The following is a 24,103-nucleotide window of genomic DNA, read 5'->3' as shown; positions in this document are numbered from 1 at the left end:
CCGGATCAGCCAGAGAAAGAAGAACTCAGGCCACAGGACGCCGAGACCGCGACTGGTCCCGCGCCACCTCGATGAACTCCAGCACCTCCGCGCGAGGTTGAGAACCGCGCCGCCACACCAGCCCCACATCGACAGTGGGCACGGCGTCTCGCAGCGTGCGCACCTCCACGTGTTCCGCGTCCAGCGTCCACGGTCGGTATAAAAAATCGGGAAGCACGGCGAGACCAGCACCCACCCCCACCAGCGAGCGCACCGCCTCCAGCGACGAGGTGCGCAACACCGTGCGCGGCTTCAACTGGTGGCGTGCCCACACGCTGCGCATCAGCACCTCGATGCGGTCGGCCTGCAGCACCACCAGATCGTGCTGCACGCATTCGGCAAGACTCACCTCAGCCTGCGAAGCCAGCGGGTGGTCGGCCGCCATCCACACACGGTTGGGCGAGCGGGTGAGCGTTTCCGCCACCAGCGCCTGCGGTTCGCCCAGTGCGTTGCTCACCATGATCGCGATGTCCAGCTCGCCGTTGATCAACAGGTGTTCGAGGAAGGGTGGGGCGTCTTCCACCACCTGCAGGTCCACGCCCGGGCAGGTGCGCCGAAAGCGCGCGAACACCTCGGAGAGGTAGTAGCCCGCCACCAGGCTGGTCACGCCAATGGTCAGCGCGCCAGTCAACGGCGTGGCGCTGGGATACACGCCGCGCGTGGCGTCGGCCACCGCGCCGATCACGCGCCGTGCCTTCACCTGGAAGCGGTGACCCTCGGGGGTCAGCCGCATGCCCTTGGGGCTGCGCTCGAACAACACCAGACCCAGCTCGTCTTCGAGCTCCAGCACGCTCTTGGTGATGGCCGACTGCGCGATGCTGAGCATGCGCGAGGCCGCGGCCACCGAGTCCGATTCGGCCACCGCGAGGAAGTAGCGGAACTGCTTGAGCGTGATGTGCCGGTTCATGCTGGTGCACCGTGAAAGGTGGTGCCCTGTTGCGGTGCAAAAAAGATATGGGTAAACCCTTGATCTCTATTTTCGAGATAGCTTACCGCAGCAATATTGAATTTTGAAAGCGGGAGGGGCCTTCATACGATGCGCTTCGGCTGGCTCGCCGCGCGGTGGGCCGCGTTTCACAAAACCGTTCTCAAACCGAAGGTGATCGACCATGAAACTCGCACAACGCCCTCTTGCCCGCACCGTCGCGGGTCTCGTGACGACGGCCCTCACCCTGGCCTCCCTGGCTCCCGCCGCGCAGGCGCAGTCGGCCCTCAAGCAACTGGGCAAGGGCGAAGGCCAGGTGGACATCGTGGCGTGGCCCGGCTACATCGAACGCGGCCAGACCGACAAGGCCTTCGACTGGGTGACCGACTTCGAGAAGAAGACCAGTTGCAAGGTCAACGTCAAAACGGCGGGCACCTCCGACGAGATGGTGGCGCTGATGAACGAGGGTGGTTTCGACCTCGTGACCGCCTCGGGCGACGCGTCCATGCGCCTCATCGCCGGCAAGCGCGTGCAGCCGATCAACGTGGACCTGATCCCCAGCTACAAGACCGTGGACCCACGCCTGCAGAAGGCGCCCTGGCACTATGTGAACAACACCCACTACGGCACGCCCTACCAGTGGGGCTGGAACGTGCTCATGTACAACACGACCGTCTTCAAGGACAAGCCGCCGACCAGCTGGAGCGTGGTGTTCGAAGAGACCACGCTGCCCGACGGCAAGAGCAACAAGGGCCGCGTGCAGGCCTTCGACGGTCCGATCTACATCGCCGACGCCGCGCTCTACCTGATGAAGAAGAACCCGGCGCTGGGCATCAAGGACCCCTACGAACTCAACGAAGCGCAGTACAAGGCCGCGCTCGATCTGCTGCGCGGTCAGCGCAAGCTGGTGGGCAAGTACTGGCACGACGCCTTCGTGCAGATCGACGACTTCACCAACGAGGGCGTGGTGGCGTCGAGCAGCTGGCAGTTCATGGCCAACATCCTCAAGAGCAAGAACCGCCCGGTGGCCACCGTGGTGCCGACCGAAGGCGCCACCGGCTGGGCCGACACGACCATGCTGCACGCCGAGGCCAAGAACCCGAACTGCGCCTACATGTGGATGGAGCACTCGCTCAACACCAAGCTGCAGGGCGATCTGGCGGCCTGGTTCGGCTCGGTGCCTGCCGTGCCCGCGGCTTGCAAGGGCAACAAGCTGCTGACCGATCAGGGCTGCGCCAACCAGGGCTACAACAGCTTCGAGCGCATCTCGTTCTGGAAGACGCCGACGAGCAAGTGCGCTTCTCAAAACAACGCTTGCGTGCCGTACCACAAATGGGTCTCCGACTACATCGCGGTCCTCGGAGGTCGCTGATCACATGACGGTTGCTGTCACCCTGGAGGGAGTGTCCTGCGTGTTCGGCAGCGGCGCACAGACCGTGCGCGCTGTCGATCACGTGGACCTCACCATCGAAGGCGGGGAGTTCTTCACCTTGCTCGGGCCCTCGGGCTCGGGCAAGACGACTTGCCTGCGCATGATCGGCGGCTTCACGCTGCCGACCTCGGGGCGCATCCTCATCGGCGGGCAGGACGTGTCGCACCTGCCGCCGTACGCGCGGCCGGTCAACACCGTGTTCCAGGACTACGCGCTGTTCCCGCACATGAACATTCGCGACAACGTGGCCTACGGCCTGATGGTGCAGGGCGTGGAGCGCAGCGCGCGCCACGCCCGTGCCGAGCAGATGCTGGACCTGGTGCGCCTGTCGGGCGTGGGCGCGCGCCGCCCCGGTCAGCTCTCGGGCGGGCAACGCCAGCGCGTGGCGCTGGCGCGCGCGCTCATCAACCAGCCGCAGGTGCTGCTGCTCGACGAACCGCTGGGCGCACTCGATCTGAAGCTGCGCGAGCAGATGCAGACCGAACTGAAGGCGCTGCAGCGGCAACTGGGCATCACCTTCCTCTTCATCACGCACGACCAGCACGAGGCGCTGTCCATGAGCGACCGCATCGGCGTGTTCAACAACGGCCGTCTCGAACAGGTGGGTGTGCCGCAGGCCATCTACAACCGCCCGGCCACGCGCTTTGTGGCCGAGTTCGTGGGCGCGGCCAATGTGTTCGACGGTGCGCGGGCGCGCGAGATTGCGGGCGTGGACAGCGTGATGCTGCGGCCCGAACGCATCCGGCTCGGCGCATCGCCGCAAGCGCGCCTGAGCGGCGCGGTGATCGACGCGCAGTACTTCGGTTCGTTCTCGCGTGTGCGGGTCGACTGGGCCGGCGAGGCCGTGTCGGTGGACCTCAACCCCGAGCAGCACCCCGAGCTGCCCACGCCGGGCGACACCGTGCACCTGCACTGGCAGGCCGACGCGGTGCACCCACTGCAGACCGCCGGGGCCGCACCATGAGCGTGGCGCTGCCCGTGGCCACGCCAGCGCTGCCACGCACAGGCGCGCTGCGCTGGCTCTCGGACCTGCTCTACACGCGCCGAGGCCTGCTGCTGGCCGCGCTGCTCGGGCCGCCGCTGCTGTGGTTCGGCGTGGTCTATCTCGGCTCGCTGTTCGCGCTGCTGGCCAACAGCTTTTTCACGCTCGACGAATTTTCCGGCGTGGTGGACCGCTCGCAGCTCTCGCTGAACAACTTCCGCGAGATGACCGACCCGGCCAACGTGGACGTGGTGCTGCGCACCGTGCTCATGGCGATCAGCGTCACGCTGGCCTGCGGTCTCATTGCTTTTCCCATCGCCTACACCATGGCGCGCTACGCGCGCGGCCCGCAGAAGGCGCTGCTCTACATCGCCGTCATGCTGCCGCTGTGGTCCAGCTACCTGGTGCGCCTCTATGCATGGAAGCTGCTGTTGGCCAAGGAGGGCGCGATCTCCTGGGTGCTGGCCGAGGTGCACATGACCTGGCTGCTCGATGCGCTGCTGTCCACGCCCGGCATCGGCGGCAACTCGCTCTCGTTCTCGCGCCTGGGCACCTTCATTGTGTTCGTCTACATGTGGCTGCCGTTCATGATCCTGCCGATCCAGGCCGCGATCGAGCGCATCCCGGGCTCACTGCTCGAAGCTTCGAGCGACCTCGGTGCGCGCGCCGGCACCACCTTCTGGCAGGTGATCTTCCCGCTCGCCATGCCGGGCATCGCGGCCGGTTCCATCTTCACCTTTTCGCTCACGCTGGGCGACTACATCATTCCGCAGGTCATCGGCGACTCCACGCTGTTCATCGGCCAGGTGGTGTACCGCCAGCAGGGCGTGGCGGGCAACGTGCCGTTCGCCGCCGCGTTCTCGCTCGTGCCCATCGTGGTGATCGGCGTCTACCTCTGGATCGCGAAACGGCTGGGGGCATTCGATGCGCTCTGACCCGAACCGCGCCGGCTGGGGCCTGCAGGCCGCGACCTGGGCGGGCGTGTTGTTCCTGCACATCCCTTTGGCGCTCATCATCCTGTACGCCTTCAGCGCGGAAGACAAAAGTTATGTGTTCCCACCGCCCGCGCTCACCACGCAATGGTTCGCCGCGGCCTGGGAGCGCGAGGACGTGTGGGCCGCGATCGGTCTGTCGTTCCGCGTCGCGCTGGTGTCCACGGCGCTGGCCATGGTGCTGGGCACGCTGGCCGCGGCGGGCCTGGCGCGCACACGCTTCTTCGGGCGCGACGCGATCTCGCTGCTGCTCATCTTGCCGATCGCGCTGCCCGGCATCGTCACCGGCATCGCGCTGCGCACGGCGTACCACACGATGGAGATTCCGTTCAGCTTCTGGACCATCGTGGTCGGCCACGCCACCTTCTGCGTGGTGGTGGTCTACAACAACGCGGTCGCGCGGCTGCGGCGCACCAGCCCCTCGCTGATCGAGGCCTCGATGGACCTGGGCGCCGACAGCTTCCAGACCATCCGCTACGTGATCCTGCCGCAGCTCGGCTCGGCCCTGCTGGCCGGTGGCCTGTTGGCATTCGCGCTCAGCTTCGACGAGGTCATCGTGACCACCTTCACCGCAGGCCAGCAGACCACGCTGCCGATCTGGATGCTGCAGGAACTGATCCGCCCGCGCCAGAGGCCCGTCACCAACGTGGTGGCCGTGGTCATCATCGCGCTCACCTTCATCCCCATCCTGGCGGCGTACTACCTCACGCGCGCCGACGAACAACCCGGCGGGCGCTGAGCCCGCTCCCCTTTCCACCCCAACGGAGAACACCATGGGAAAGACACCCGATTTCCAGGTCCCGATGTCGACCGAGCTGTTCATCGACGGCCAGTTCGTGGCCGGCGAGGGCGAGGCCGAGCGCGTGCTCAACCCGGCCACCGGCGAGGTGATCGCGCAGGTGCCCGAGGCCTCGTACGAGCAGATCCACAAGGCGGTGCTGGGCGCGAGCCGCGCCTTCGACACCTGGAGTGAGACCACGCCGATGGAGCGCTCGCGCCTGCTGCTGAAGGTGGCCGATGCGATCGAGCAGCGCGCCGAGCAGTTCGCGCGCCTGGAGTCGCTCAACTGCGGCAAGCCCTACCTGCGCGCGCTGGAGGACGAGATCCCGGCCATCGTCGACTGCTTCCGCTTCTTCGCCGGCGCGGCGCGCTGCATGACGGGCTCGGTGGCCGGCGAGTACCTGCCGGGCCACACCAGCATGATCCGGCGCGATCCGATCGGCGTGGTTGGCTCGATCGCGCCCTGGAACTACCCGCTCATGATGGCCGCGTGGAAGTGCGCGCCCGCGCTCGCGGCCGGCAACACGGTGGTGCTCAAGCCCAGCGAGCAAACGCCGCTGACCACGCTGATGCTCGCGCGCGTGATCGCCGAGATATTGCCCAAGGGCGTGTTCAACGTGATCTGCGGTCGTGGCCCGAGCGTGGGTCAACCGCTGGTGGAACACCCGCTGGTGCGCATGGTGTCGCTCACCGGTGACGTGTCCACCGGCCGCAAGATCCTGCAGGCCGCCACTGGCACCCTGAAACGCACGCACCTGGAGCTCGGCGGCAAGGCGCCGGTGCTGGTGTTCGACGACGCCGACATCGAAGCCGTGGTGGAAGGCATCCGCACCTTCGGCTACTACAACGCCGGCCAGGACTGCACGGCGGCATGCCGCCTCTACGCCGGCGCCAAGGTGTACGACCGCCTGGTGGCCGACCTGAGCAGCGCGGTCAAGTCGATCCAGATGGGAACGCAGGACGAACCCGGCGTGGAACTCGGCCCGCTCATCACTGACCGCCAGCGCGATCGCGTGGCCAGCTTCGTGGAGCGCGCGCAGATGGTGGGCCACATGGAGGTGACGGCGGGCGGCAAGATGCGCGCGGGCAGCGGTTTCTTCTACGAGCCCACGGTGATCGCCGGCGCGCGCCAGGACGACGAGATCGTGCGCCGTGAGGTGTTCGGCCCGGTGGTCTCGATCACGCGCTTCTCCGACCCCGACGAGGCCGTGACCTGGGCCAACGACTCCGAGTACGGCCTGGCCTCGTCGGTCTGGACGCAGGATGTGTCGCGCGCGCTGCGCGTGGCGCGCAAGCTGCAGTACGGCTGCACGTGGATCAACACCCACTTCATGTTGGCCAACGAGATGCCGCACGGCGGCATGAAGGCCAGTGGTTACGGCAAGGACATGTCGATGTACGCGCTTGAGGACTACACCGTGGCGCGACACATCATGGCCAAGTTGTGAAGCACCCCCCCGCCGCGCTGCGCGCGACCCCCTGAAGGGTGCGACACCTGAGGCCCGGCGGAGCCGGTTCCTCGGTGTCTCTGGATGGGGGCGCGCTCTCCGGAAACAAAAAAGCCCGGCATTGCCGGGCTTCGATGGGGTCGGAGGGGATGCGATCCGCCGCCGGGCCGCCCCAAGGCGGATCAGCGCCCTCGGGGGGCTGCGACCCGCGCAGCGGCGCAGCGTGGGTGCACTTATTGCTGTGCAGGCTCGGCCACGTAAATTTCGACGCGGCGGTTCTGTGCGCGGCCAGCGGCCGTGCTGTTGTCGGCGATCGGCTCGCGCGAACCGCGGCCGTCGGTGGCGAAGCGGGCTGGCGACACGCCGCGGGCCACGAGGTAGTCGCGCGTGCTGTTGGCGCGGTTGAACGACAGCGGGTTGTTCACCGCATCGCTGCCGGTGCTGTCGGTGTGGCCGACGATGGCAATCGCGGTCACCGGGTTGGCGTTGAGCGTGTTGGCGAACTGACCCAGCACGCGCTGCAGCGTGGGGCTCACGGTCGAGCTGCCGGTGGCAAAACCCGCGTCGGCCGGCACGTCCAGCTTGAGGCGGTTGTCAGAGGTCTGGCTCACGCCGATGCCGGTGCCGGCGGTGGCGGCTTCCATGGCGCGCTTCTGTTCCTGCATCTTGGTCGACCAGATGTAGCCGCCCAAGGCACCAGCGCCAGCGCCGATGACCGCGCCCTTGGCCGCACCCTTGGAGCCACCGGTGGCAGCACCCAGCAGCACGCCAGCCAGTGCGCCGATGCCGGCACCCTTGGCCGAATCGGTCTGGGTTTCGCTCATGTTGGCGCAGCCGCTGAGTGCCATGGCGGCGGCCAGGGCGGTGATGGTCAGACCACGGGTGATGTTTGTAAATTGATTCATGTTCAGTGCTCCACTGGCGTTGTTGATGGATGGAAATGACAGACGGCTTCGGGGCGGTGGCGGCACCATCATGCGCAAGGGTGTGTTGATGGTGACTGCGGCGCAACCCGATGCGCTCTAAACTTATACCTTGACCTATCGCTTTGGCATCACTTCCATCCTGACTTTACAAAAAATTGCATGAAAAATGTTCCATTGGGCGCGAGCGCGCTGCAAGTCCCTCCGATCTGTCTGGGCACCATGACGTTCGGTGAACAGGTCGATGAAACCAACGCGCACAGCATCCTCGATCGTTCGATCGAACGCGGCATCAACTTCCTCGATGCTGCCGAGATGTATTCGGTGCCGGCGCGCGCCGAGACCTGTGGCGCCACGGAAACCATCCTCGGCAACTGGTTTGCCAAGGATGCAAGTCTTCGGGCCAAGGTGGTCCTGGCCACCAAGGTGGCGGGCCCATCGCGCGGCATGCCATGGATACGGGGTGAGAACTCGGGTGTGAGCAAGGCAGAAATCATCAAGGCCTGTGAAAACAGCCTGCGCCGTCTTCAAACCGAGACGATCGACCTCTACCAGATCCACTGGCCCGCGCGCAATGTGCCGGCGTTTGGAGTGCTGACCTTCGATCCGTCCAAGGACAAGCCCTGTGCCTCGGTGCTGGAGCAACTGGAGGCCATGGCCGAGCTGGTGAAGGCGGGCAAGGTCAAGGCCATCGGCCTGTCCAACGAATCCCCCTACGGTGTGCACGAGTTCGTGCGCCTGGCCGAGCAGCACGGCTTGCCGCGCGTGGCCACGGTGCAGAACCCGTATTGCCTGATCAACCGCAGTTACGAGAACGGGTTGGACGAAACCTGCCATCGCCTGGGTGTGTCGCTGCTGGCCTATTCGCCGCTGGGCTTCGGCCTGCTCAGTGGCAAGTACGACGAGACCGGTCTGGTGGGCGACGCCGGCCGCATGGCGATTTTTGAATCCATGCGCAAGCAGCGCTGGGGCCGGCCCGAAGCGCTGGACGCGGCGCGCCGCTACAACGCCCTGGCACGCGAGCATGGCCTCACGCCTTCGCAGATGGCACTGGCCTTCTGCTACACCAACTGGCGCGTGGCCAGCACCATCATTGGCGTGACCACGCTGACCCAGCTCGACGAATGCCTGGACGCCTGGGGCACCACCCTGTCGCCAGAGTTGCTGACCGAGATCGACAAGATCCGATGGGAGCGCAGGGATCCAGCGCAGTGAGCTGACGCTTGGCCAAAAAATCCCACGTCAGTGAAACGCCGGCCACTGCCTGGCTCAAGGCGCATGGTGTGGTGTTCACCGTGCACGGCTACGAGTATCTGGAGCACGGTGGCGCGCAACACAGTGCGCAGGTGCTCGGGCTGGACCCATTCGCCGTGGTGAAGACCTTGATCATGCAGGACGAGGCCGCCAAGCCGCTGGCGGTGTTGATGCACGGCAATTGCACGGTGTCGACCAAGAACCTGGCGCGGCAGATCGGCGCCAAGTCGGTCGAACCCTGCAAGCCCGAGGTGGCCAACCGCCACAGCGGTTACTTCGTGGGCGGCACGTCGCCGTTCGGCCTGAAGCGCGCCATGCCGATTTATGTGGAAGCCTCGGTGTTGAGGCTGCCGCGCATCTGGATCAACGGCGGGCGCCGCGGTTATCTGGTGGGCATCGACCCGGCCGTGCTCATCGGCCCTCTGGGTGCGAAACCTGTGGATTGCGCGCTGGCAGAATAGCCAGCCCGTTCATCCAGCCGGCTCTTGCCCTTCAGAGCGCGGTACGAACCACCGAGGAGACTTCGTTGCCATTGCTCTATCCCCTGTTGGCCACCGTGGCCGCGTACCTGATCGGCTCACTCTCGTTTGCCGTGCTCGTGAGCCGGTCCATGGGTCTGAACGACCCGCGCACCTATGGCAGCAAGAACCCCGGCGCCACCAACGTGCTGCGCTCCGGCAACAAAGTGGCCGCCGTGATCACGCTGTTGCTCGACGCACTCAAGGGTTGGCTGCCGGTGGTGGTGGTGAAGTGGTGGGGCGAGCCCTACGGACTGGGCGACGGCACGGTGGCGCTGGTCGGCCTTGCGGCCTTCCTGGGGCACCTGTATCCGGTGTTCTTCCGCTTTCAGGGCGGCAAGGGCGTGGCCACGGCAGCCGGCGTGATCTTTGGCTTCCAGCCCTGGCTGGGGTTGGCCGCGCTGGCCACCTGGGTGATCATCGCGTTTTTCTTTCGCTACTCCTCGCTTGCGTCCATCGTCACTGCGGTGTTTGCGCCGGCGTTCTTTCTGCTGGGTCACCGCGTGGCCTGGAACGCCCCGGGCGTGATGGTGCTGAGCCTCGCGGTCATGGGCCTGCTGTTGGTGTGGCGGCATTCGGAAAACATCAACCGGCTGCTGGCCGGCAAGGAAAGCAAGCTGGGGGCGAAGAAGTCATGAGTCAGCACATCTCGCGCATCGGCGTGGCCGCTCGCTACAGCGAAGCGGCCGTGTTCAACGGCGTTGTCTACCTCGCGGGCATGGTTCCCGAGCGAGGCGATACCGACATTCGAGGCCAGACGCTGGACGTGCTGGAGCAGGTGCAGCAGCGCCTGCTGGAGGCCGGCAGCGACAAGTCGCGCATCCTGCGAGCGCAGATTTTTCTGGCCGATATCCAGGACATCGGCGTGATGAACGAAGTGTGGGATGCCTGGGTCGTGCCCGGCACCGCCCCGCCACGGGCGACGGTGCAGGCCGCGCTGGCGAATGCCGCGTGGCGCATCGAGATCGTGGTGACGGGTGCCGTGGCCGGCGAAAGGGTGTGATCCAGAAACACCGAGGAACCGGCTTTGCCGGGCCTCAGGTGTTGCCCCCTTGAGGGGGTGGCGCAAAGCGCCGCGGGGGTGTCCCCCCTGCTAATACCGTCGGTCGAGCGTGAGCTGGTCGTTGGTGCGCTGCATCTGGAAGCGCGAGAGAAAACTGTTGCCCAGCAGCACGAAGGCCATCGGCTGGGGCAGGACGATGGCGGTCACGTCGAACACCTGTGCTTCGCCGATGCGCACCGAATCCAGGCGCACCTGATACCCGATGACTCCACCGTTGGCGGTGGCTACATTCACTTTCCGACCCTGCTCGTACTTGAGGTTGATGCGCTTGGCGTCCGATTCGCTCAGGATCACCTGCGTCGCACCCGTGTCCACCATGAACTGGACCTGCCGGCCATTGATCTGGCCGGGGGGCATGAAATGGCCTTGGGCGTCGGCGGTGAGCACCACGCGTTTGGTTCCCGCGTCGGTCTTCGTCTGACCCAGGCTGACCGGCGCTTCGCCCACGCGCAGGGTCTGGCGCTGGCCATTGATCTCGATCACCGCTGTTTCGCCCTGCATGCTCAGCAGCTTCACACCCTGATGTGCCTGCCCCGGGCTCAGGAAGCGCGGTGCTGCTGCATCGATGGTGACCAGGGCCTTGCCACCCGCCACGCCCGAAAGCGCGACCTGTTGTGCAGCGGCTGGACCGGCCAGCATGGCCAGTGCGCAGAGCATGCAAGCGACGAGGCGCACAAGACCTCAGTCGCGAAAATTGTTGAAAGAGAGCGGCAGGTCCTTGAGTTCGGACTTGATGAGCGCCATGGCCGCTTGCAGATCGTCACGCTTGGCACCCGTCACACGCACCGCGTCGCCCTGGATGGCGCCCTGCACCTTGAGCTTGCTGCCCTTGATGGCCTGTTGAATCTTCTTGCCGTCTTCGGTGCTGACACCGTTGCGCACCTTCACCACCTGCTTGACCTTGTCACCGCCGACCTTCTCCACCTTGCCCACGTCGAGAAAGCGCGCGTCCACGCCGCGCTTGGTGAGTTTGCCCCGCAGCACGTCGTCAATCTGCTGGAGCTGAAAGTCGGCGTCGCCGTGCAGGATGATTTCCTTGTCCTTGAGCTCGATGGCCGCGCTCGTGCCTTTGAAATCAAAGCGGGTTCCGATTTCGCGCGCAACCTGGTCGACCGCATTTTTCACTTCCACGAAATCGGCTTCAAGAACGGTGTCAAAAGAGGGCATGCTGGAGGTCTTGCAAAAAGGTGAATGAGAGAATTGAAGAATGGTAGTCGAGAACAACGTGGCGCTCCAGCCATATAACACTTTTGGCATCGTCGCCCGTGCGCAGCGCCTGGTGCGCGTGCGCTCGACGGACGACGTGCTGGCGCTTCTGGCCGACCAGGATGTGCGCGCCGGCTCGGGCGCGCCGGCCTTCGTGCTGGGTGGCGGCAGCAACCTGGTGATCACCGGTGACATCAAGCAGTTGGTGATCAAGGTCGAGATCACCGGGCGGCGCCTGGTGGAGGAAACCGCCAAGGGTTGGGTGGTGGAGGCCGGTGCCGGCGAAGACTGGCACGATTTCGTGCGCTGGACGCTGGAGCAGGGTTACCCGGGTCTGGAGAATCTGGCGCTGATTCCTGGCACCGTGGGCGCCTCGCCGGTGCAGAACATCGGTGCCTACGGCGTGGAGTTGCAGGACCGCTTCAGCGCGCTGGACGCCATCGACCTGCAGACGGGCCAGAGCTTCACACTCAATGCGGCGCAATGCGGGTTCGGCTACCGGGATTCGGTGTTCAAGCACGCGCCAGCGGGCGCCAAGGGTCTGGGTCTGGCGGGGCGTGCACTCATCACGCACGTGCGTTTCTGGCTGCCCAAGCCGTGGAAGCCGGTGTTGGGCTATGCCGATCTGGATCGCAAGATGGCAGATACCGGCATCTCCTCACCGAACGCGCAGCAGATCTTCGATTGGGTCTGCGCGATCCGCCGCGCCAAGCTGCCGGACCCGGCGGTGATCGGCAACGCGGGCAGTTTTTTCAAGAACCCGACGGTGACCACGGAGCAGTGCGCCGACATCATTGCGCGCGAGCCCAAGGTGGTTCACTACCCGATGGCCGACGGCAGCATCAAGTTGGCTGCAGGCTGGTTGATCGACGCCTGTGGCTGGAAGGGCAAGGGCGTTGGCAATGCGGGGGTGTACGAGCGGCAGGCGCTGGTGCTGGTGAACCGGGGGGGCGCGACGGGTGGCGAGGTGATGACGCTGGCCAAGGCGATCCAGACCAGTGTGTACGAGCGTTTCGGGATATTGCTGGAGACAGAGCCTGTCGTTGTTTGACGGCTTCTGATTGCGTTGCGCTCGCGTGCCTGCGTTGCTTCGTTGCCCGGTGACGCGCGGCGACCGACTCCGCGAATGTCCCCCGGTGGCCTGCGGCCACCTCCTCCTTGATTTCGCTGCGTCGGCCACCACCGTGCTTGCATGCCGAGGTTTGAACGCCACCGTCACTTCAGATCGTTGCGCTGTGGCGTTCTGCGCAGCGAAATCAAGGGGGAGGACCGGCGCAGCCGGTCCGGAGGACATTCGCGGAGCAGAGCGCCGCAGTGCAACGATCCAGCGAGGTCTACGCCTGCAATGGCAACGAAGGAGCCTTACTCGCCCTCAAGCTTCAACATGCTGGCCCCATCTCCCAACGACAGCAGACCGGCCTTGGCGTAGATGCCCAACTTGGCGCGCGTGTCGGTGATGTCGAGGTTGCGCATGGTCAGCTGGCCGATGCGGTCCAGTGGCGTGAATGGCGCGTCTTCCACCTTCTCCATGCTCAGGCGTTCCGGCGCATACGTGAGGTTCGCGCTCTCGGTGTTCATGATGGAGTAGTCGTTGCCGCGACGCAGCTCGATGGCGACCTCGCCGGTGATGGCGCGTGCCACCCAGCGCTGCGCCGTCTCGCGCAACATGATGGACTGCGGGTCGAACCAGCGGCCCTGGTAGAGCAGGCGGCCAAGCTTCAGGCCATTCACGCGGTACTGCTCGATCGTGTCTTCGTTGTGGATGCCGGTCACCAGACGCTCGTAGGCGATGTGCAGCAGCGCCAGGCCGGGGGCTTCGTAGATGCCGCGGCTCTTGGCTTCGATGATGCGGTTCTCGATCTGGTCGCTCATGCCCAGGCCGTGGCGGCCACCGATCTCGTTGGCCTTGAGGATCAGGTCGACCGGACTGGCGAATGTCTCGCCGTTGAGCGCCACGGGCTGGCCTTCTTCAAAGCGCACCGTCACCGTTTCGCGCTTGACCACCACCTCGTCTTTCCAGAACGCCACACCCATGATCGGGTTGACGATGCTGATGCCGCTGTTCAGGTGCTCGAGATCTTTGGCTTCGTGCGTGGCACCGAGCATGTTGCTGTCGGTACTGTAGGCCTTCTCGGCACTCATCTTGTAGCCGAAGCCGTTGGCCGTCATGAAGGCGCTCATCTCGGCGCGCCCACCGAGCTCGTCGATGAACAGCTGGTCCAGCCAGGGTTTGTAGATCTTCAGGCTGGGGTTGGTCAGCAAGCCGTAGCGGTAGAAGCGCTCGATGTCGTTGCCCTTGTAGGTGCTGCCGTCGCCCCAGATGTTGACGTCGTCCTCCTTCATGGCGGCCACCAGCATGGTGCCGGTGACGGCGCGGCCCAGCGGCGTGGTGTTGAAGTAGGTCACGCCCGCGGTGCTGATGTGGAAGGCGCCGCACTGCAGCGCGGCAATGCCTTCGTGCGCCAACTGGGTGCGGCAGTCGATCAGGCGTGCTTTCTCGGCGCCGTACTGCATGGCCTTGCGCGGGATCTCGTCGTAGTCCGGCTCGTCGGGCTGGCCGAGGTTGGCGGTGTAGGCGTAAGGGATTGCGCCCTTTTGTTTCATCCACAGCAGCGCTGCCGAGGTGTCGAGGCCGCCGGAGAAGGCGATGCCGACTTTTTGCTGCGTGGGGAGGTTCTGGAGGATGGTGGCCATGAGGGTTCAGCCGAAATGGCAGATGTAGTGGTAGGGCTCGGTCACGCGGATGTCGAAGCTGCTGTTGCCGGCCACGCTGAACTTCTCGCCCGGGCCGGACTTGAGCCAGACGTCGGTGCCGGCCAGCTTGTATTCACAACCGCCGGCCACGCATTCCATGATTTCCGGAGCGCCGGTGTTGAAGGTGAGCGTGGCGGGCAGCACCACGCCGACCGATTTTTTCGTGCCGTCGGCGAAGGTGATGCCGTGGCTGACGCACTTGCCGTCGAAGTACACGCTGGCCTGGGTGTTGACGGTCACGCCGTCGAATTGGGTGGTGCTCATGGTGCTGGGGGGTGAAGTCGAAAAACGAAACCGCGATTTTAGGCCGCGGGGGTGGGGCGACCGCCGGGGATCAGAGGCGCGCTTGCCAGACTGCGGCGTCAAACCCCACGGTGATGCCGTCGGTCCACTGAACCACCGGGCGTTTGATCACGCTCGGATTCGCCAGCGCCACGGCCCGGGCGCTGGCTGCGTTGGTCACGCCGGCCCGCACGGCTTCGTCGAGCTGTCGCCACGCCGTTCCCTTGCGGTTGATCAAGGTTTCCCAGCCCACCGCGACCAACCAGCGGTCGAGTTCGGCCTCGGGCACGCCTTGTTTCTTGAAATCGTGGAAGCGGTGTTCCACACCGTGTTCGGTCAGCCAGGAGCGGGCCTTCTTGACGGTGTCGCAGTTGGGGATGCCGTGGAGGGTGATCATGGAACGGGATTGTCGGTGATGCAGGTGAAGGACTGGTGGCCAATGGGACAATCCAGCGATGCTCAACATCGAACTGCCGCCGCACCCCACCACGCTGCCCGAATGGCTGGCGCATGCCGAACGCCTGCACCCGGTCACCATCGACATGGGGCTGGAGCGCGTGCAGCGCGTGGCGCAGCGCATGGATCTGGCGCTCACCTGCCCGGTGATCACCGTGGCCGGCACCAACGGCAAGGGCAGCACCTGCGCCATGCTGGAGGCGGTGTACACCCAGTCGGGTTACCGCACCGGCGTCTACACCTCGCCGCACCTGGTGCATTTCGAGGAGCGTTGCCGCGTTGCCGGGGAACCGGTGGCCACCGAAGAGCTTCTGCCGGCATTCGCCGAGGTCGAAGTGGCGCGCAAGGGGCAGGGCGGCGACGAAGAAATCAGCCTGAGCTATTTCGAATTCACCACCCTGGCCATCCTGCGCACGCTCTCGCGCAGCGGCCTGGATGTGGCGATCCTGGAGGTGGGTCTGGGCGGGCGGCTGGACGCGGTGAACATCATCGACGCCGACTGCGCCGTCATCACCTGCATCGCGCTGGACCACATGGCTTTGCTGGGCAATGACCGCGAGACCATCGGCTTCGAGAAGGCCGGCATCATGCGCACCGGCCGGCCGGTGGTGGTCAGTGATCCGGTGCCACCGCAAAGCGTGCTCGACCGCGCCCTGGAGATCGGCGCCGAGCTCTGGCGCATCGGCAAGGACTTCCATTTCGCCGGCGACCAGCAGCAATGGGGCTGGGCCATGCATCCTTCGCATGGCGGTCGCCGTTACGCCGGACTGGCCTACCCGGCGCTGCGCGGCGCCAACCAGTTGGTGAATGCCTCGGGCGTTCTTGGCGCCTTGGAGGCCCTGCGGTCAAAGTTGCCCGTCACGGCCCAGGCCGTGCGCAACGGCCTGGCGCTGGTGGAGTTGCCCGGGCGTTTCCAGATCGTGCCCGGCACGCCCACCCTGGTGCTGGATGTGGCGCACAACCCGCATTCGGTGGCGGCGCTCACTGAAAACCTCGACGCCATGGGTTACTACCCCACCACCCACGCCGTGTTCGGCGCCATGGCCGACAAGGACCTGGGCGCCATGATCGAGCGCATCGCTCCGCTGATCGACCGCTGGCACCTGACCGACCTGCCGCTGCCCCGGGCCAGCACCGCCGCAACCTTGGCCGAGACCCTGAAGGCCCATCCCGCAACCGCCAAATGCACGGTGGCGGGATGCCATGCCAACCCCATGGAGGCGCTGCAGGCGGCGGTGTCCCACGCTGACCCCGCTGATAGAATCGTGGTCTTCGGATCGTTCTTCACCGTGGGGGGGGTTCTGCAGGACGGTGTGCCCCGCTTGTCGGCCAAACACCTGCCTTCCTGACCCCGCCAATCGAGCTTTTCCGACTTCACTCAGTGTCGCGCCCCTCGCCAGGCCTCCTTTGGCGCAATGGTTCCCACCCGAATGTTCAAATCCCGTTCAGGCTCACAGGGCAATCCATCGACACCTCCGCCGCAGAGCATTGACGCCGTGCGCCGCCGAGCGCGCCACCGCCTGATCGGCGCCAGCGTGCTGGTGCTGCTGGGCGTGCTGGGTTTCCCGCTGCTTTTCGACACACAGCCGCGCCCGATTTCGGTCGACATCCCGATCGAGATTCCGGCCAAAAACACACCCGCTCCCAGCGTGAAGGCGCCCGTGGCGGCAGTTGCGCCGCCAGCGGCCGCTGCAGCACCTGCCGCGGTCAAACCGCCAGCTCCCAGTGTTGAAGCTCGTGACACCCTCGGTGCGCGCGAAGAGGTGGTTGAAGCTGTACCCACGCCCAAACCCGCCATCGAACCTGCCAAGACCCCCGCTGCGCCATCCGAGGCCGAGCGCGCGCGTGCGCTGCTCGAAAACAAGACCGCGGCCTCGCCCTCGGCTGCGCCAGTCACCGGTGCGGCTGAGCGCGTGGTGGTGCAGGTGGGCGCGTTCTCTGAAGAAGCCGGTGCCCGCTCGGTGCGCCAGAAGCTGGAAGCCGCCGGGCTCAAAACCTATACCCACGTGGCCGAAACCTCCGAGGGGCGTCGCATCCGTGTGCGTCTGGGGCCGTATGCCAGCCGTGCCGAGGCCGACAAGGCCGCCGCCCGCGTGAAGGCCCTGGGTCTGCCCGCGGCCATCCTCACGCTGTGAGGAGCAAACGGATGATGGCTGCATGGTGTTGATGGATTGGCTGCTGCTGGCAGTGTTGTTGTTGTCGGTGTTGCTGGGTGCGTGGCGTGGGCTGGTCTACGAGGTGCTGTCGGTGGCGGGCTGGGTGGCTGCCTTCGTGCTGGCGCAGGCCTATGCCGACGAGGTGGCCGCGATGCTGCCGCTGGACGGCCTTTCGCCACCACTTCAGTTGGCCGCGGGCTTTGTGCTGGTGTTCATCGCAGTGGCGTTCGCGGGTGGCCTGCTCGCGTGGATGGTCAAGAAGCTGGTGGCGTCGGTCGGCTTGCGGCCGGTGGACCGGATTCTGGGCGGTGCCTTTGGTCTGGCGCGCGGCGTGGTGATGCTGCTGGCCTTTGCAGTGGTGGCGAGCATGTCGCCGATGCGGGATGCGCGGTGGTGGCAGGCGTCGGCGGGGGCCGATGTGCTGGTGGCCACGCTGCACGCCATCAAGCCCTTGTTACCTGAGCCCGTGGCCCGATATATCGCTTGAAAAGCGCTTGAGTTTTTTCTGAGGATCGAAACATGTGTGGAATCGTGGGCGTGGTCAGCAAAACGCCAGTCAATCAGCTGATTTACGACGCCTTGCTGCTCCTGCAGCACCGCGGCCAGGATGCGGCGGGCATCGTCACCCAGCAGGGACGCAAGTTCTTCATGCACAAGGCCAAGGGCATGGTGCGCGATGTGTTCCGAACCCGCAACATGCGTTCACTGCCCGGCATCTGCGGGCTGGGCCAGGTGCGCTACCCCACGGCCGGCAACGCCTACAGTGAAGAAGAGGCGCAGCCTTTCTATGTGAATGCGCCGTTTGGTCTGGTGCTGGTGCACAACGGCAACCTGACCAACGCCCATGCATTGAAGCAGGAGCTGTTCCAGACCGACCACCGCCACATCAACACCGAGAGCGACTCCGAGGTGTTGCTCAACGTGCTGGCGCACGAGCTGGAGAAGGTCACGCGCGGCATCACCCTGAAACCGGCCGACGTGTTTGCCGCCGTGCGCGGCGTGCACCAGCGCGTCAAGGGTTCGTATGCCGTGGTGGCGCTGATCGCAGGCCATGGCCTGCTGGCGTTCCGCGACCCATTCGGCATCCGCCCGCTGTGCGTGGGCCACAACGACCAGGGCGGGGTGATGGTGGCCAGCGAATCGGTGGCGCTGGAGGGCAACGGCTTCGAACTGGACCGCGACGTGCTGCCAGGTGAAGCGGTGTTCGTCGACATGGACGGCAAGATGCAGTTCCAGCAGTGCGCCGAGAAGACCAGTCACAACCCCTGCATCTTCGAATACGTGTACCTGGCCCGGCCCGATTCGGTGCTCGACGGTATCTCGGTGTATCAGGCCCGTCTGAACATGGGCGTGACCCTGGCCAAGCGCGTGGTGTCCACCGTGCCACCGAGCGAGATCGACGTGGTCATTCCCATCCCCGAATCGTCACGCCCCAGCGCCATGGAGCTGGCCCAGTTGCTGGGCCTGCCGTACCGCGAAGGTTTCGTGAAAAACCGCTACGTGGGCCGCACCTTCATCATGCCCGGCCAGGGTGTGCGCAAGAAGTCGGTGCGCCAGAAGCTCAACGTGATCGGCAGCGAGTTCAAAGGCCGCAATGTGCTGCTGGTGGACGACTCCATCGTGCGCGGCACCACCAGCCGCGAGATCGTGCAGATGGCGCGCGATGCCGGTGCCCGCAAGGTGTATCTGGCCAGCGCCGCGCCGCCGGTGCGCTACCCCAACGTCTATGGCATCGACATGCCCACGCCCGACGAACTCGTGGCGCACAACCGCACGGTCGACGAGGTGCGCGAGAGCATCGGTTGCGATGCCCTGATCTACCAGGACGTGGACGCGATGAAACAGGCCATCGGCTCGCTCAATCCCAGGCTCGCCGGTTTTGATGCGTCGTGCTTTGACGGCGTGTACGTCACCGGCGACATCACGCTGGCCGACATCGCTCGTCTGAACGCCGGGCGCGACACCAGCGAAGAGGGCGAAGAAGACACCTCGCGCCTGGCCCTGCCCAACGCACAGGTCGCCTGAAAGTCACTGCCGATGACCCAGAAGAAAACCGGCCTGCACCGCGACACGCTGGCCGTGCGCGAAGCTGTCGAACGAAGCCAGTACGGCGAAAACTCCGAAGCCCTGTACCTCACCAGCGGTTACGTGCAACCCAGCGCCGAAGCGGCCGCTCGCCGCTTTGCCGGCGACGAAGAAGGCTTCACCTACGGCCGCTACGGCAACCCCACGGTCGCCAGTTTCGAGCAGCGGCTGGCCGCGCTCGAAGGCGCCGAGGCCTGCATCTCCACCGCCTCGGGCATGTCGGCCATCCTCATGATGTGCATGGGCGTGCTCAAGGCCGGCGACCACGTGATCTGTTCGCACTCCATGTTCGGCTCCACGATCAAGCTGATCGGCACCGATCTCGCCAAGTTCGGTGTCGAGTCCAGCTTCGTGTCGCAGACCGATGTCGTCGCCTGGAAGGCCGCTGTCAAGCCGAACACCAAGCTGATGTTCGCCGAGACACCGACCAACCCGCTGACCGAGGTGTGCGACATCCGCGCGTTGGCCGACATTGCGCACGCCGCCGGCGCGCTGCTGTGCGTGGACAACTGCTTTGCCACGCCAGCCCTGCAGTTGCCGATGAAGTTGGGTGCCGACATCGTCATGCACTCAGGCACCAAGTACCTCGACGGCCAGGGCCGCGTGATGGCCGGGGCCCTGTGCGCCAGCCAGGAGCTGGTGACCAAGACCTTTCTGCCAGTGCTCAAGAGCGCGGGCATGACGCTCGCACCGTTCAACGCCTGGGTGGTGCTCAAGGGCCTGGAGACGCTGGACATCCGCATGCAGGCGCAGTCGGCCCGCGCGCTTCAGCTCGCGCAATGGCTGCAAGACCATCCCGCCGTGGCGCGCGTGCATTACCCCGGGCTCTCCAGCCATCCGCAGCACGCGCTGGCGATGGCACAGCAGTCGGGGTGCGGCGGCGCCGTGCTCTCGTTCGAGGTCAAGGCGGGTGATGCCGAGCAGGCGCGCGTGCGCGCCTTTCATGTGCTCGACTCACTGCAGGTGATGTCTCTCTCCACCAACCTGGGCGACACCAAGACCCTGCTGGCGCATCCCGCCAGCACCTCCCACGGCCGCCTGACCGAAGCGCAGCGGCAGACCGCGGGTGTGGTGCAGGGCCTGATCCGCGTTGCGGTTGGGCTCGAGCACATTGACGACATCCAGACCGACCTTGACCGCGGACTTCTCACTCTCTGACATGACCACCAACGTCCGCACCCGCTTCGCACCTTCGCCCACCGGCTTCATCCACCTCGGCAACATCCGTTCGGCGCTCTACCCGTGGGCGTTCGCGCGTTCCACCGGCGGCACCTTCATCCTCCGCATCGAAGACACCGATCTCGAGCGCTCGTCGCAGGCCGCGGTGGATGTGATCATCGAAGGCATGAAGTGGCTGGGCCTGGACCACGACGAAGGCCCGTTCTACCAAATGCAGCGCATGGACCGCTACAAGGCCGTGCTCGCCGACATGGTGACTGCCGGCCTGGTGTACCCCTGCTACATGAGCGTGGCCGAACTCGACGCGCTGCGCGAGGCACAGATGGCCGCCAAGGAGAAGCCGCGCTACGACGGTACATGGCGGCCCGAGCCCGGCAAAACCTTGCCGCCAGTGCCCGAAGGTGTGAAGCCCGTGCTGCGGTTCAAGAACCCGCAGGGCGGCGTGGTGGCCTGGGACGACAAGGTCAAGGGTCGCATCGAGATCAGCAATGACGAGCTCGACGACCTCGTGATCGCACGACCTGACGGCACGCCGACCTACAACTTCTGCGTGGTCGTCGACGACATCGACATGACCATCACCCATGTGATCCGGGGCGACGACCATGTGAACAACACGCCGCGCCAGATCAACATCTTTCGCGCGCTTGGCAAAGAGCCGCCGATCTACGCCCACCTGCCCACCGTGCTCAACGAGCAGGGCGAGAAAATGAGCAAGCGCAACGGCGCCAAGCCCGTCACGCAGTATCGCGACGAAGGCTACCTGCCCGACGCCATGGTGAACTACCTCGCGCGACTGGGCTGGAGCCACGGCGACGACGAGATTTTCAGCCGCGCGCAGTTTCTTGAGTGGTTCAATCTGGACCACCTGGGCCGCAGCGCCGCGCAGTTCGACGATGCCAAACTGCGCTGGGTCAATGCCCAACACCTGAAAGCCATGGCCGACGATGCGCTGGCGCCGCTGGTGGCCGAGCAGCTCAAATGGCAAGGCATTGCGGTGGATGACCGCCTGCCACGCATCTGCGGCCTGTTCAAGGACCGCTGCGACACCACCGTGGCGCTGGCCCATTGGGCCAAGGCGTTCTACACCGACATCACGCCCAACGCGGACGAACGTGCGCAACACGTGACCGACGCGGTGCGTCCGGCGCTGGCCGCGCTGGCGGGCAAGCTCGGCGACGCGGTTTGGGACAAAGCCGGCATCTCGACTGCCATCAAGGAAGTGCTCACGGCGCACGGCCTGAAGATGCCTCAGATTGCCATGCCGGTGCGTGTTCTGGTGATGGGCACGGCCCAGACGCCATCGCTCGATGCCGTGCTGGAACTGCAGAATCGTCAAACGGTCTTGGACCGTTTGCAGAACGCATAAAAAAATCGCCTATAATTTGAGGCTTGCTGAAATGCAGCGCTGATTCAAAACAGCGAAGCAGATCAACAAACCCTGTGGGGGTATAGCTCAGCTGGGAGAGCGCTTGCATGGCATGCAAGAGGTCAGCGGTTCGATCCCGCTTACCTCCACCAAAAATCAGGGACTGCGAGGCGCAGCTGAAGAAGGAACACCACCTTCCAATGCTACAATTCGAAGTTCCAAAAAACGCGGTGCAGAGAGTCGCGTTTCGGTTGGTCCCAAGGTTTTGACCCTATCGTCTAGAGGCCTAGGACATCACCCTTTCACGGTGAGTACCGGGGTTCGAATCCCCGTAGGGTCGCCAGAATTTGCCACAAGGCAACTCAGGCACAAGTGGTTGGCACTTGGTTCGCAAGAACGAACGCCATCTACCAGGAGTGGTAGTTCAGTTGGTTAGAATACCGGCCTGTCACGCCGGGGGTCGCGGGTTCGAGCCCCGTCCACTCCGCCAGTCATGAATCAAATCACCGTGGTCGCAAGACCCCGGTGATTTTTTTTCGTCTGTCTGGTCAGGTTGCTCGTTCCAGCCAGCCCAGGCGCACCAGCCCGGTCGACAGCGCGGTGCCGCAGATGATCACCAGGCCACAGCCGATCATCCAGGGCGTGATGGTTTCGCTGAGGAACACCGCACCGTACACCAGGGCGAACACGGGTACGAGAAAGGTCACCGTCAGCGCGCGGCTCGGGCCGGCCTTTTCGATGATGTGGAAGAAGAGGATGTAGGCGATGGCCGTGCACAGCAGGGCGACCGCTGCGATCGCGCCCCAGGCGGTGGCGCTCACCGGCTGGTTGGGCCAGAGCCAGATGGTGGGAATGGCCAGGCCCAGGGCCGCGCCGATCTGGCTGCCGGTGGCCGTGGCCAGTGGGTGGGCGCCGGTGAGGTAGCGCTTGGTGAAGCTCGCGGCGATGCCGTAGCACAGGGTGGCCAGCAGGCAGGCGCCCATGGCCACCAGCGTGGTGCCGGACGAGCCCGCTCCGGCCACGCCCGTGGCGCTGAAGCCGGACTTGCCGATCACCAGCAGGGTGACCCCGGCAAAGCCGATGGCCAGGCCCAGCATGCGCGAGCCGCCGGGACGGTCCTTGAGCCAGAGCCACGCCACCAGCGCGCCCGAGAGCGGCACGGTGGCGTTGAGGATGGAGCTGAGCCCGGTCGTGATGTGCAGCACCGCATAGGCGAACAGCGCAAACGGAATGCCCGAGTTGAGCAGGCCGACGAAGAGGATGGGTTTGGCGCGCGCACGGAAATCCGCCCAGACACCCTTGATCAGGAAAACCGGCAGCAGGAACAGCGCGGCAAGCGCCACGCGCATGCCGGCGGTGGGCAGTGCGCCAAGCTCGGCCGCGCCCAGGCGCGTGAACAGGAAGGACGCACCCCACAGGGCGGCCAGCAGGACGAATTCGAGAGCGAGGAGGGGGTTCATGGCGTGAAAGTATGCATGGGTGCCCGGGCGCGCAGCAGTGGCATTGATGCCGGATGGGTGTGGCATTGATGCGCGAATCGACTCAATGTCCGGCGCTTCACAGCAAGCGTGCGCCTTCGAGCGACAGCAGCGCGGTCTTGCGATCGAGCCCACCCGCGTAGCCGGTGAGCGAACCATCGGCGCCCAGCACGCGGTGGCAGGGCACCACGACGCTGACCGGGTTGCGGCCCACCGCGGCGCCCAGGGCGCGCACGGCGGCGGGCTTGCCGATCGATTGGCTCAGTCCGCCGTAACTGGTGGTGGCGCCGGGGGCGATGCCCAGCAGCGCCTGCCACACCTCTTGCTGGAAGGGCGTGCCCGCGCTCAGGTCCAGCGGCAGGTCAAAGACCTGGCGTTGCCCCGCGAAGTACTGAGTGAGTTGTTCGATGGCGCGCTGCAGCACGGGATGCCCAGGATCACGGTGCCAGGCCGAGGTGTCGGGCCCGTGGCGCTGGCCATCGAACCACACGCCGCTCAGGCCCCGCGGCGTCGCCGCCAGTGTCATGGCGCCAAGCGGGCCTTGCCATGCAGTGAAAACAGTGAGGGGATCGTGTTTCATGCGGATGCTCCTGTGGGTGAGGCGACCTGGCCTGCCGACCAGGCCCGGAGGACGGCGTAGCTGCGCCAGGGTTTCCAGGCGAGCGAGGCGGCTTCGGCCTCGCGGGCCGGGTGCTTGAGTGCCTGCACGCCCATCGCCTTGTGCAGCGCGACGTCGCCGGCGGGAAAGGCATCGGGCCAGCGCAGGGCGCGCATGGCGATGT

General features: G+C 65.6%; 25 protein-coding genes, 3 tRNA genes and 1 pseudogene. 19 read left to right on the top strand and 10 right to left on the bottom strand.

Features of this window, described 5'->3' with window-relative positions; translation table 11 throughout:
* Positions 1-25: 25 nt before the first annotated feature.
* A complete protein-coding gene (locus V6M63_RS20550) occupies positions 26-946 on the bottom strand; it encodes a LysR family transcriptional regulator (RefSeq protein WP_332744918.1) in 921 nt (306 codons plus the stop codon).
* A gap of 202 nt (positions 947-1,148) precedes the next feature.
* Between V6M63_RS20550 and V6M63_RS20545 the strand changes: the two genes are divergently transcribed.
* The 5 genes from V6M63_RS20545 to V6M63_RS20525 are packed head-to-tail and all read left to right on the top strand — an operon-like array spanning position 1,149 to position 6,598.
* The gene (locus tag V6M63_RS20545; protein ID WP_332744916.1) at positions 1,149-2,336 is read left to right on the top strand and encodes an ABC transporter substrate-binding protein; all 1,188 of its coding nucleotides are present in this window, start codon (positions 1,149-1,151) and stop codon (positions 2,334-2,336) included.
* 4 nt (positions 2,337-2,340) lie between these two features.
* Positions 2,341-3,360: an ABC transporter ATP-binding protein gene (locus tag V6M63_RS20540; RefSeq protein ID WP_332744914.1), complete on the top strand. Its 1,020-nt coding sequence runs from the start codon at positions 2,341-2,343 to the stop codon at positions 3,358-3,360.
* Positions 3,357-4,313 carry an ABC transporter permease gene (locus V6M63_RS20535; RefSeq protein ID WP_332744912.1) on the top strand — a complete coding sequence of 319 codons (957 nt, stop codon included), beginning with the start codon at positions 3,357-3,359 and terminating at the stop codon, positions 4,311-4,313. Before V6M63_RS20540 ends, V6M63_RS20535 begins: the two co-directional genes overlap by 4 nt.
* Positions 4,303-5,109: an ABC transporter permease gene (locus V6M63_RS20530; protein ID WP_332744910.1), complete on the top strand. Its 807-nt coding sequence runs from the start codon at positions 4,303-4,305 to the stop codon at positions 5,107-5,109. The genes V6M63_RS20535 and V6M63_RS20530 overlap by 11 nt, the downstream gene beginning before the upstream one ends.
* A gap of 34 nt (positions 5,110-5,143) precedes the next feature.
* Positions 5,144-6,598, top strand: a complete 1,455-nt coding sequence (locus V6M63_RS20525; RefSeq protein WP_442909626.1) for a gamma-aminobutyraldehyde dehydrogenase — start codon at positions 5,144-5,146, stop codon at positions 6,596-6,598.
* A 233-nt stretch (positions 6,599-6,831) separates the two neighbouring features.
* On the opposite strand, the gene V6M63_RS20520 is transcribed toward V6M63_RS20525, so the two are convergent.
* Positions 6,832-7,503 carry an OmpA family protein gene (locus V6M63_RS20520; protein ID WP_332744908.1) on the bottom strand — a complete coding sequence of 224 codons (672 nt, stop codon included), beginning with the start codon at positions 7,501-7,503 and terminating at the stop codon, positions 6,832-6,834.
* Positions 7,504-7,683: 180 nt separating this feature from the next.
* Between V6M63_RS20520 and V6M63_RS20515 the strand changes: the two genes are divergently transcribed.
* From V6M63_RS20515 to V6M63_RS20500, 4 genes are all read left to right on the top strand, one after another.
* Positions 7,684-8,736, top strand: a complete 1,053-nt coding sequence (locus V6M63_RS20515) for an aldo/keto reductase (protein WP_332744906.1) — start codon at positions 7,684-7,686, stop codon at positions 8,734-8,736.
* A gap of 8 nt (positions 8,737-8,744) precedes the next feature.
* A complete protein-coding gene (locus V6M63_RS20510) occupies positions 8,745-9,236 on the top strand; it encodes an aminoacyl-tRNA deacylase (RefSeq protein WP_332744903.1) in 492 nt (163 codons plus the stop codon).
* A 65-nt stretch (positions 9,237-9,301) separates the two neighbouring features.
* The gene (gene plsY / locus V6M63_RS20505) at positions 9,302-9,931 is read left to right on the top strand and encodes a glycerol-3-phosphate 1-O-acyltransferase PlsY (RefSeq protein ID WP_332744901.1); all 630 of its coding nucleotides are present in this window, start codon (positions 9,302-9,304) and stop codon (positions 9,929-9,931) included.
* Positions 9,928-10,296, top strand: a complete 369-nt coding sequence (locus V6M63_RS20500; protein WP_332744899.1) for a RidA family protein — start codon at positions 9,928-9,930, stop codon at positions 10,294-10,296. Before plsY ends, V6M63_RS20500 begins: the two co-directional genes overlap by 4 nt.
* 90 nt (positions 10,297-10,386) lie before the next feature.
* Here V6M63_RS20500 and V6M63_RS20495 read toward each other — a convergent pair whose 3' ends face one another.
* Together V6M63_RS20495 and V6M63_RS20490 are read right to left on the bottom strand one after the other, a co-directional pair.
* Positions 10,387-11,013 (bottom strand): retropepsin-like aspartic protease family protein, encoded by a 627-nt coding sequence (locus tag V6M63_RS20495; protein WP_332744897.1) that lies wholly within the window; start codon positions 11,011-11,013, stop codon positions 10,387-10,389.
* 24 nt (positions 11,014-11,037) lie between these two features.
* Positions 11,038-11,523, bottom strand: a complete 486-nt coding sequence (locus tag V6M63_RS20490) for a YajQ family cyclic di-GMP-binding protein (protein WP_159607562.1) — start codon at positions 11,521-11,523, stop codon at positions 11,038-11,040.
* Between the two features lie 40 nt (positions 11,524-11,563).
* On the opposite strand from V6M63_RS20490, the gene murB reads away from it, so the two are divergent.
* The gene (gene murB, locus V6M63_RS20485; protein ID WP_332744891.1) at positions 11,564-12,613 is read left to right on the top strand and encodes a UDP-N-acetylmuramate dehydrogenase; all 1,050 of its coding nucleotides are present in this window, start codon (positions 11,564-11,566) and stop codon (positions 12,611-12,613) included.
* A gap of 311 nt (positions 12,614-12,924) precedes the next feature.
* Here the strand turns inward: murB and argG are convergent, their stop codons facing one another.
* From argG to V6M63_RS20470, 3 genes are all read right to left on the bottom strand, one after another.
* On the bottom strand, positions 12,925-14,256 hold the full coding sequence (argG, locus tag V6M63_RS20480; protein ID WP_332744889.1) for an argininosuccinate synthase: 1,332 nt from the start codon (positions 14,254-14,256) through the stop codon (positions 12,925-12,927).
* Positions 14,257-14,262: 6 nt separating this feature from the next.
* Positions 14,263-14,580: a pyrimidine/purine nucleoside phosphorylase gene (ppnP, locus tag V6M63_RS20475; RefSeq protein WP_332744887.1), complete on the bottom strand. Its 318-nt coding sequence runs from the start codon at positions 14,578-14,580 to the stop codon at positions 14,263-14,265.
* A 70-nt stretch (positions 14,581-14,650) separates the two neighbouring features.
* Positions 14,651-14,995 carry an ArsC family reductase gene (locus V6M63_RS20470; protein WP_332744885.1) on the bottom strand — a complete coding sequence of 115 codons (345 nt, stop codon included), beginning with the start codon at positions 14,993-14,995 and terminating at the stop codon, positions 14,651-14,653.
* 58 nt (positions 14,996-15,053) lie between these two features.
* Between V6M63_RS20470 and folC the strand changes: the two genes are divergently transcribed.
* The 9 genes from folC to V6M63_RS20425 all read left to right on the top strand — a co-directional run bounded on the left by folC (position 15,054) and on the right by V6M63_RS20425 (position 22,333).
* Positions 15,054-16,403, top strand: coding sequence for a bifunctional tetrahydrofolate synthase/dihydrofolate synthase (gene folC, locus V6M63_RS20465; protein WP_332744884.1), 1,350 nt, complete (start codon positions 15,054-15,056; stop codon positions 16,401-16,403).
* A gap of 147 nt (positions 16,404-16,550) precedes the next feature.
* Entirely contained in the window at positions 16,551-17,189 is a 639-nt protein-coding gene (locus V6M63_RS20460) for an SPOR domain-containing protein (protein ID WP_332744882.1), read from the top strand.
* Between the two features lie 22 nt (positions 17,190-17,211).
* Positions 17,212-17,697, top strand: coding sequence for a CvpA family protein (locus tag V6M63_RS20455; RefSeq protein WP_332744880.1), 486 nt, complete (start codon positions 17,212-17,214; stop codon positions 17,695-17,697).
* 32 nt (positions 17,698-17,729) lie between these two features.
* Positions 17,730-19,235 (top strand): amidophosphoribosyltransferase, encoded by a 1,506-nt coding sequence (purF, locus tag V6M63_RS20450; RefSeq protein WP_332744878.1) that lies wholly within the window; start codon positions 17,730-17,732, stop codon positions 19,233-19,235.
* 12 nt (positions 19,236-19,247) lie between these two features.
* A complete protein-coding gene (locus tag V6M63_RS20445) occupies positions 19,248-20,453 on the top strand; it encodes an O-succinylhomoserine sulfhydrylase (protein ID WP_332744876.1) in 1,206 nt (401 codons plus the stop codon).
* A 1-nt stretch (position 20,454) separates the two neighbouring features.
* Positions 20,455-21,843: a glutamate--tRNA ligase gene (gene gltX, locus V6M63_RS20440; RefSeq protein ID WP_332744874.1), complete on the top strand. Its 1,389-nt coding sequence runs from the start codon at positions 20,455-20,457 to the stop codon at positions 21,841-21,843.
* A 76-nt stretch (positions 21,844-21,919) separates the two neighbouring features.
* Positions 21,920-21,995, top strand: a tRNA-Ala gene (locus V6M63_RS20435).
* Positions 21,996-22,110: 115 nt separating this feature from the next.
* Positions 22,111-22,186, top strand: a tRNA-Glu gene (locus tag V6M63_RS20430).
* A gap of 70 nt (positions 22,187-22,256) precedes the next feature.
* Positions 22,257-22,333 (top strand) — tRNA-Asp (locus tag V6M63_RS20425).
* Between the two features lie 58 nt (positions 22,334-22,391).
* Here the strand turns inward: V6M63_RS20425 and V6M63_RS20420 are convergent.
* From V6M63_RS20420 to V6M63_RS20410, 3 genes and pseudogenes are all read right to left on the bottom strand, one after another.
* Positions 22,392-23,303 carry a DMT family transporter gene (locus tag V6M63_RS20420; protein WP_332744873.1) on the bottom strand — a complete coding sequence of 304 codons (912 nt, stop codon included), beginning with the start codon at positions 23,301-23,303 and terminating at the stop codon, positions 22,392-22,394.
* A 97-nt stretch (positions 23,304-23,400) separates the two neighbouring features.
* A complete protein-coding gene (locus tag V6M63_RS20415) occupies positions 23,401-23,901 on the bottom strand; it encodes a methylated-DNA--[protein]-cysteine S-methyltransferase (RefSeq protein WP_332744871.1) in 501 nt (166 codons plus the stop codon).
* Positions 23,898-24,103: pseudogene (locus tag V6M63_RS20410) on the bottom strand (adenosine deaminase); the annotation flags it as partial. The pseudogene V6M63_RS20410 and the gene V6M63_RS20415, both read right to left, overlap by 4 nt.

It is taken from the genome of Hydrogenophaga sp., from assembly GCF_036675665.1.
GTDB lineage: Bacteria > Pseudomonadota > Gammaproteobacteria > Burkholderiales > Burkholderiaceae_C > Hydrogenophaga.
The sequence above is the reverse complement of the archived record's forward strand: the minus strand, read 5'-3'. Positions and strand labels throughout refer to the sequence as shown.

Excerpts from the sequence above, each read along its gene's own strand:
- V6M63_RS20470 (WP_332744885.1), bottom strand. The coding sequence starts at position 14,995 with ATGATCACCCTCCACGGCATCCCCAACTGCGACACCGTCAAGAAGGCC.
- V6M63_RS20520 (WP_332744908.1), bottom strand. The coding sequence starts at position 7,503 with ATGAATCAATTTACAAACATCACCCGTGGTCTGACCATCACCGCCCTG.
- ppnP (WP_332744887.1), bottom strand. The coding sequence starts at position 14,580 with ATGAGCACCACCCAATTCGACGGCGTGACCGTCAACACCCAGGCCAGC.
- V6M63_RS20490 (WP_159607562.1), bottom strand. The coding sequence starts at position 11,523 with ATGCCCTCTTTTGACACCGTTCTTGAAGCCGATTTCGTGGAAGTGAAA.
- argG (WP_332744889.1), bottom strand. The coding sequence starts at position 14,256 with ATGGCCACCATCCTCCAGAACCTCCCCACGCAGCAAAAAGTCGGCATC.
- V6M63_RS20550 (WP_332744918.1), bottom strand. The coding sequence starts at position 946 with ATGAACCGGCACATCACGCTCAAGCAGTTCCGCTACTTCCTCGCGGTG.
- V6M63_RS20515 (WP_332744906.1), top strand. The coding sequence starts at position 7,684 with ATGAAAAATGTTCCATTGGGCGCGAGCGCGCTGCAAGTCCCTCCGATC.
- murB (WP_332744891.1), top strand. The coding sequence starts at position 11,564 with ATGGTAGTCGAGAACAACGTGGCGCTCCAGCCATATAACACTTTTGGC.
- V6M63_RS20415 (WP_332744871.1), bottom strand. The coding sequence starts at position 23,901 with ATGAAACACGATCCCCTCACTGTTTTCACTGCATGGCAAGGCCCGCTT.
- folC (WP_332744884.1), top strand. The coding sequence starts at position 15,054 with ATGCTCAACATCGAACTGCCGCCGCACCCCACCACGCTGCCCGAATGG.
- V6M63_RS20540 (WP_332744914.1), top strand. The coding sequence starts at position 2,341 with ATGACGGTTGCTGTCACCCTGGAGGGAGTGTCCTGCGTGTTCGGCAGC.
- V6M63_RS20500 (WP_332744899.1), top strand. The coding sequence starts at position 9,928 with ATGAGTCAGCACATCTCGCGCATCGGCGTGGCCGCTCGCTACAGCGAA.
- V6M63_RS20530 (WP_332744910.1), top strand. The coding sequence starts at position 4,303 with ATGCGCTCTGACCCGAACCGCGCCGGCTGGGGCCTGCAGGCCGCGACC.
- V6M63_RS20455 (WP_332744880.1), top strand. The coding sequence starts at position 17,212 with ATGGTGTTGATGGATTGGCTGCTGCTGGCAGTGTTGTTGTTGTCGGTG.
- V6M63_RS20495 (WP_332744897.1), bottom strand. The coding sequence starts at position 11,013 with ATGCTCTGCGCACTGGCCATGCTGGCCGGTCCAGCCGCTGCACAACAG.
- V6M63_RS20525 (WP_442909626.1), top strand. The coding sequence starts at position 5,144 with ATGGGAAAGACACCCGATTTCCAGGTCCCGATGTCGACCGAGCTGTTC.
- purF (WP_332744878.1), top strand. The coding sequence starts at position 17,730 with ATGTGTGGAATCGTGGGCGTGGTCAGCAAAACGCCAGTCAATCAGCTG.
- V6M63_RS20420 (WP_332744873.1), bottom strand. The coding sequence starts at position 23,303 with ATGAACCCCCTCCTCGCTCTCGAATTCGTCCTGCTGGCCGCCCTGTGG.
- V6M63_RS20545 (WP_332744916.1), top strand. The coding sequence starts at position 1,149 with ATGAAACTCGCACAACGCCCTCTTGCCCGCACCGTCGCGGGTCTCGTG.
- V6M63_RS20535 (WP_332744912.1), top strand. The coding sequence starts at position 3,357 with ATGAGCGTGGCGCTGCCCGTGGCCACGCCAGCGCTGCCACGCACAGGC.
- gltX (WP_332744874.1), top strand. The coding sequence starts at position 20,455 with ATGACCACCAACGTCCGCACCCGCTTCGCACCTTCGCCCACCGGCTTC.
- V6M63_RS20445 (WP_332744876.1), top strand. The coding sequence starts at position 19,248 with ATGACCCAGAAGAAAACCGGCCTGCACCGCGACACGCTGGCCGTGCGC.